At 33.9% G+C, this 5,321-nt stretch carries 8 protein-coding genes; 2 read left to right on the forward strand and 6 right to left on the reverse strand.

Annotation, left to right across the window (positions count from 1 at the left end):
• Positions 1-282 (forward strand): hotdog domain-containing protein (locus tag CI949_RS16360; protein WP_290768242.1); only part of this gene is annotated, 282 nt, incomplete at its 5' end.
• Positions 283-325: 43 nt separating this feature from the next.
• A complete protein-coding gene (locus tag CI949_RS16365) occupies positions 326-481 on the forward strand; it encodes a hypothetical protein (protein WP_290768245.1) in 156 nt (51 codons plus the stop codon).
• A gap of 92 nt (positions 482-573) precedes the next feature.
• Here CI949_RS16365 and CI949_RS16370 read toward each other — a convergent pair whose 3' ends face one another.
• The 6 genes from CI949_RS16370 to mnmH all read right to left on the reverse strand — a co-directional run bounded on the left by CI949_RS16370 (position 574) and on the right by mnmH (position 5,229).
• Complete coding sequence (locus tag CI949_RS16370; protein WP_290768248.1) at positions 574-1,125, reverse strand: hypothetical protein; 552 nt, start codon at positions 1,123-1,125, stop codon at positions 574-576.
• Entirely contained in the window at positions 1,122-1,346 is a 225-nt protein-coding gene (locus CI949_RS16375) for a hypothetical protein (protein ID WP_290768251.1), read from the reverse strand. The genes CI949_RS16370 and CI949_RS16375 overlap by 4 nt, the downstream gene beginning before the upstream one ends.
• Before the next feature lie 180 nt (positions 1,347-1,526).
• Positions 1,527-1,721 (reverse strand): hypothetical protein, encoded by a 195-nt coding sequence (locus CI949_RS16380; protein ID WP_290768254.1) that lies wholly within the window; start codon positions 1,719-1,721, stop codon positions 1,527-1,529.
• 58 nt (positions 1,722-1,779) lie between these two features.
• Positions 1,780-2,784: an RnfABCDGE type electron transport complex subunit D gene (locus CI949_RS16385; RefSeq protein ID WP_290768256.1), complete on the reverse strand. Its 1,005-nt coding sequence runs from the start codon at positions 2,782-2,784 to the stop codon at positions 1,780-1,782.
• A gap of 15 nt (positions 2,785-2,799) precedes the next feature.
• Positions 2,800-4,125 (reverse strand): electron transport complex subunit RsxC, encoded by a 1,326-nt coding sequence (gene rsxC, locus CI949_RS16390; RefSeq protein ID WP_290768259.1) that lies wholly within the window; start codon positions 4,123-4,125, stop codon positions 2,800-2,802.
• A 36-nt stretch (positions 4,126-4,161) separates the two neighbouring features.
• On the reverse strand, positions 4,162-5,229 hold the full coding sequence (gene mnmH / locus CI949_RS16395) for a tRNA 2-selenouridine(34) synthase MnmH (protein ID WP_290768262.1): 1,068 nt from the start codon (positions 5,227-5,229) through the stop codon (positions 4,162-4,164).
• Positions 5,230-5,321 lie beyond the last annotated feature (92 nt).

The raw sequence follows: 5,321 nt of genomic DNA on the forward strand, positions 1-5,321 counted from the left end.
TTCGATAACACTAAACAAATTAATTTTTTTGAAAAAATTTTATTAGATGACAAAGTAAAAATAAAAACTGAAATATTTCATGTAGGTAAAAGCTCAATTTATATTTATGCTGAAGCTTTTATAGAAGCCACTAATAAAGATTTAATTAAAGCTGCGGAAGCGTTTTTAATATTTGTTGGAATTGATGATAACTTAAATTCGTCTGTAGTTCCATCGTTAGTTTTTGATTCCAGATTAGATAAACTTCGTTCAGAGAAAATAAAGAAAAAATTTGATCTTTAAAAAATAATATAAGCACCTTATTGCAGAAGAACATGATCTAAACATGATATCTGGTTCTGATTTTCATGAGGAGGAAGATTTAGCACTGGGTGGAATTACTGCCGAAAGGCTGCCATCAGATATGAGGGAGCTCTGTTCTTTGCTTAGAAGTGGAGAGTATGATCTGATAAAGGATGGTAATAACATAAAAGAGTCTTGAAGTTTCTTAATGCTCTCCGCTTTTAATAAAACTTTAAAATAAGCATTAAAAAGCAGACAGATTAAAATTTAATATCTGTCTGCTTAAATAATCTATAAAAAATCAAAACCTGACATTACAGCACTTAAAAAAGCAAGAACTAAAAATAAGGTATATTCTTTATGAAAAATATCCTTACTTTCTTTAAGATCCAGCTGTTCTTTGATAGCGGTAGTAATAACAAAAATAAGATAAATACCTGTCAGAGCTGCTGCTAAAATAATTAAATCCTGATAATTATAATTTGTTCTTTCCATAATATTAAATTGTAAGGATAATAAAGCAGGTAGAGCAATAAATTCTCGTTTTATACCAGCAATCCAGTTTCCCTGCAGCAGATTACCAGTTTTTATTAATTTAACTGCAATCAGCGAATTCAAGAAATAAACAGCAGGCAGCAGGAAATCAGCTGAGCTGAGATAATAAGAAAAAAACCAGGCAGAGACTGCACTAAAAGCCATTGCTCCGGTGATAATAAGCCCCTCTTTAAAAGAAGCTCTAAGTTTTGGTGTTTCTACGATGATCAGCAGTACTGCTGTAAAAGAGATTAAAACAATATTATTTTTCAAAAGCTGATCCCAGAAGAGCAATATCATTTCACTCATGGTTTTACCTCCCCTTCTAATTTAATTTCAGCTTCGTTTTGCGTCTTTTTTTCTAATTTGAATTTATTTATTATTAGTTCATAAATAAAAGCAACCAGGCTCAATATTAAAAAGGCACCCGGGGGATTAGCAGCCAGAGAAAGAGGAGGTTCTACAAAAATTTGATAGTTTAAAATACTACCTTGACCAAGCAGCTCTCTTAAAACTGAAACTGCAAGCATTAAATCAAAAAATAAAGTATGGTTAATTATAAAATTAACTAAACTTTTATTTTTAAGTTCAGCATAAAGCAGGGGTGTAACTCCAATTAAAATAAAATAATAATTAAAATTTTCTGCCTGACTTTTAAAAATTTGAGGCAGCAGTGTATAAAGAAAATAAGAAATTCCAAGACCTGTACCTCAGAGAATTATCTCACCAGTTTTCTGCTGAAAAAAATGCTCAAATTTTAAATAAATAATTTTAATAACTGCTGCTGTAAAACTAATTGTCAGAGCAAAAATAAGAGCATAAAGAACTCCGTTTCCTGTACCTGCAAGTAGAGCAAGTAAGCCTAAAAGACTGATTTTATTTACCAGGCTCAGTTCATTAATCATTAAATCATTCTCCTTTCTTACTATTTTCTATATTATAATGTTATTATGGATTATTTTTTTAAGCAATTAGCAGAGAAAAATAACTAAACAACGCAATTATTACTGCTGCAATTATAGAAGCTCCAACGATTTTATAGTTTCTTTTTCGGATTTGATACTGCCCATAGTGGAAGCCTTCAAATAAATGATCAAATAAATAGGAAAGACCATTCATTGTTAAAATTGCAAAGGTTACTCCACCGCTGTAGCTGGAAAAGTAGCGAATCAGAACTGTTAAAGCTCCACAACCGGCTCCGAAAAATAATCTTCCTTCTCTGGCAGCAGGAGAGGTGACCATATCTGTTGCCATAAAAAATGCTCCCAGAATAACTGCTCCAGAAAAAACACTTAAAACAGGGTTAACTCCCAGTAAGGCTGAGGTAATAATTACTGCTGTTATAAAAGCACCGGGGATTCTCCATTCAATATAACCTCTATAATATAAAAAAGCTGCACCAATCAATAATGCAAGAGCAGAAGTTTCTCCGATAGCTCCAGGGATATTCCCGCTAAATAGATTCCAGATTCCGCTGAGACCATTCTGATTGAGATATGTATAAGAAGAGTCAGCTGCTCTATGGGCTAAAGGGGTTGCCCCGGTAATTCCATCAAAAGGAGCGGGCCAGCTGCTAAAATAACTGGCAAAAGAAAGCCTGATAATTGCTCTACCGGCCAGAGCAGGATTAAAGATATTATTTCCCAGACCTCCAAAAAGTTGTTTGGCAATAATTATTGCAAAAAAGGCCCCAACTAGAGGCAGCCAGAAGGGAGAATCAGCAGGAATACTCATTCCTAAAAGCATTCCGGTTACAAAAGCACTGCCATCACCCGGGAATTTCCTGGTAAAGGGATATTCTAACAAAACTGAAAAAACTGCGGTTGAAAAAATTAAAAAGAGAGCATAATAACCAAAAAATACTGCTGCAGCCACAGCTGCTGGTATTAAGGCCAGCACAACATTCCACATTGTTTTTTCTATTGAATCATCTGTTCCAATATGAGGACCAGAAAGTTTTAAATCCATTTTAGACCACCTCCATTAATTATTTCTTTCTCTTACCCGGGCTTTACCCTCTCTTAACCATCTCAATAGAGGTCTGCCGGCAGGACAGACATAGGCACAGCTTCCGCATTCTATACAGCTGGCAAGACTTAAAGCCTCTGCTTCTTCTAGATAATTATTATTTATGAAATCAGTAATTCGATTTGGAGTAATATAAACAGGGCAGGCATCCACACATTTAGCACAGCGAATACAGACTCTGCTTTCATACTCCTTATATTCAGATTCTGATAATATAATAATGCCAAAACCAGTTTTGGTAACTGGAATTTCTGTGCTTTCAGCTTTAAATCCGGTCATTGTTCCTCCAATTATTAAAATACTATCTTCAGATACTACTCCACCACAGTAATCAATCAATTCTTTAATCGGAGTTCCCACCGGCACAATTAAGTTTTTAGGATTTTTAATACCATATCCACTTACAGAAACTATTCTATCAACCACCGGCTGTTTTTCATCTACAGCTTCTGCAACAGCAACTGCAGTCTGAACATTGTTTACTATTACTCCAACTTCCATGGGTAATTCTCCTTCTGGAATTTCTCTATTTAAGCAGGCTTCAATTAGCATCTTTTCGGCCCCATGGGGATAAAGTGAATCCACAACCTGATAACTCAACTCAGGCCATTTTTTTGCTTCAGAAGCTAATTTTTTAATTGCTTTTTCCTTATTTTCCTCACAGACAATAAATCCGTTTTTTGCCCCAACCATTTTTTTGATTAATTCCAGACCTCTAAAAATTTTGGCTGTTTTTTCCTGCATTGTTCGATCATCAACAGAGACATAGGGTTCAGATTCGGAGCCATTGATAATTATAGTATCAATAGGTTTATCTGCAGGTGGTGATAATTTGATATGGGTAGGGAAACCAGCTCCTCCCATTCCAATTATGCCTGAGTTTTTAATAATTTCTTTAATTTCTTCAGCACTTTTTTCTTTTTTAGTTTTTAATGAAAAATTTATTCTTTTAACTTCTGCATTTTGATCTCTTTTGATAATAATAGCCTCTGATTTACCACCTCTACCATCAGGTATTTCTTTAATGTCTAGAATTTCTCCCGAAAGACTGGCGTGAAGTCGGGCGGAAACTCCTTCCTGTTCTTCAACGATACACTGGCCCCTTTTAACATAATCACCTTTTTTGACAGTTATTTTACCAGGTCGACCAATATGCTGTCTTACAGGCAGATAAACAACTTCAGGTAGGGGTAATTCTTCAATTTCTAAATCTGTATTTAATTCTTTTCGAGCGGGAATTTCAATCCCTCCCATAGAAAAGTGTTTAATTTCATCAGACATTTCAATCAGCTCCTATCTTTTAATAAAAAATATCTACTAAATTTGATAGAGATCCTTAATTTTAAGGGCTGCTTTTTTGATATCTTCAGCCTTGATTTCGGCTCTATAATTGTCAACTTTTTTCTGAGAATGTTCATACATTGGATCATAATACTCTTCTAAAAGCAATTTAGTTAATTCTTTAAATTTTGCTGCTTCAGCCATTTCTAAAAGCTTAAAATAAGAATTTTTACCAGCTTTTTTGATTATATATTTTTTAATTGCTGTTAAAGACTCTAAAACTCTTTCAACAAATTCATGCTGGTTACTTTCTATGTCTTTTATATATTCTAGATAAATGTTTTCCACCCTTTTTTTCATCGAAGCAGTAATCAGTAAATCATCACCAGCTTTCATATTCTGATGAAAAAATTCTGGAATGACTGAATGACCAACTCTTCTGCTTTCAGCTTCTACAAAAATCACTTCACCTTTATTATCCTTTTCTTTCAATTCTTCCCAGAGTAATGATTCAAAATATTTCTGATTATATGGTTCTTGAAGACCGATACTGCCAAAAGCTGAACCTCTGTGATTGGCTATTCCTTCCAGATCAATAATATTTGCACCCAGCTTTTCCATTTCCTTTAAGATATAGGTTTTTCCCACTCCGGTATTTCCGTGTAGAACTGAAATTTTACCCTTAAATTTATAGTCTGCCAGCTTATCCATAATATAATGCCGGTAATGTTTATAGCCCCCTTCTAATCTGTAAACCTCAATACCTGCCAGATCAGAAAATTCAGCCAGACTCTTACTTCTTAGCCCTCCGCGAGAACAGAATATAATTAGATTATCATAATTTTGAGCAAGTTGATTAACCTCTGCAATTAAATCTGGAATTTTTGGAGAAACTAATTCAACACCCTTCAATTTTGCCTTTTTTGGGCTCTGCTGTTTATAAATAGTACCGATGATTTTTCGTTCTTCGTGATTGAGTAATTCTATATTAACTGCACCCGGAATTGTGGCTTCCTGATATTCAGCTTCAGTTCTGGCGTCGATATAGATGCTATTTTTTAATTTTAGACTTTCCTGGTAAGTGATTAATCTTTCTTTTCTCATTTATTTACACCCTCTGATAAAATTATTAATAGATGAAATTGTTATCTATATTAAATTGATTTCATTAGTTTAACAAAATAAATTGTCTTATA

Source organism: Halanaerobium sp., from assembly GCF_003070835.1.

Bases quoted from the DNA above. Each gene is read 5' to 3' on its own strand.
- CI949_RS16365 (WP_290768245.1), top strand. From the start codon at position 326: ATGATATCTGGTTCTGATTTTCATGAGGAGGAAGATTTAGCACTGGGT.
- CI949_RS16370 (WP_290768248.1), bottom strand. From the start codon at position 1,125: ATGAGTGAAATGATATTGCTCTTCTGGGATCAGCTTTTGAAAAATAAT.
- CI949_RS16375 (WP_290768251.1), bottom strand. From the start codon at position 1,346: ATGCTTGCAGTTTCAGTTTTAAGAGAGCTGCTTGGTCAAGGTAGTATT.
- CI949_RS16380 (WP_290768254.1), bottom strand. From the start codon at position 1,721: ATGATTAATGAACTGAGCCTGGTAAATAAAATCAGTCTTTTAGGCTTA.
- CI949_RS16385 (WP_290768256.1), bottom strand. From the start codon at position 2,784: ATGGATTTAAAACTTTCTGGTCCTCATATTGGAACAGATGATTCAATA.
- rsxC (WP_290768259.1), bottom strand. From the start codon at position 4,125: ATGTCTGATGAAATTAAACACTTTTCTATGGGAGGGATTGAAATTCCC.
- mnmH (WP_290768262.1), bottom strand. From the start codon at position 5,229: ATGAGAAAAGAAAGATTAATCACTTACCAGGAAAGTCTAAAATTAAAA.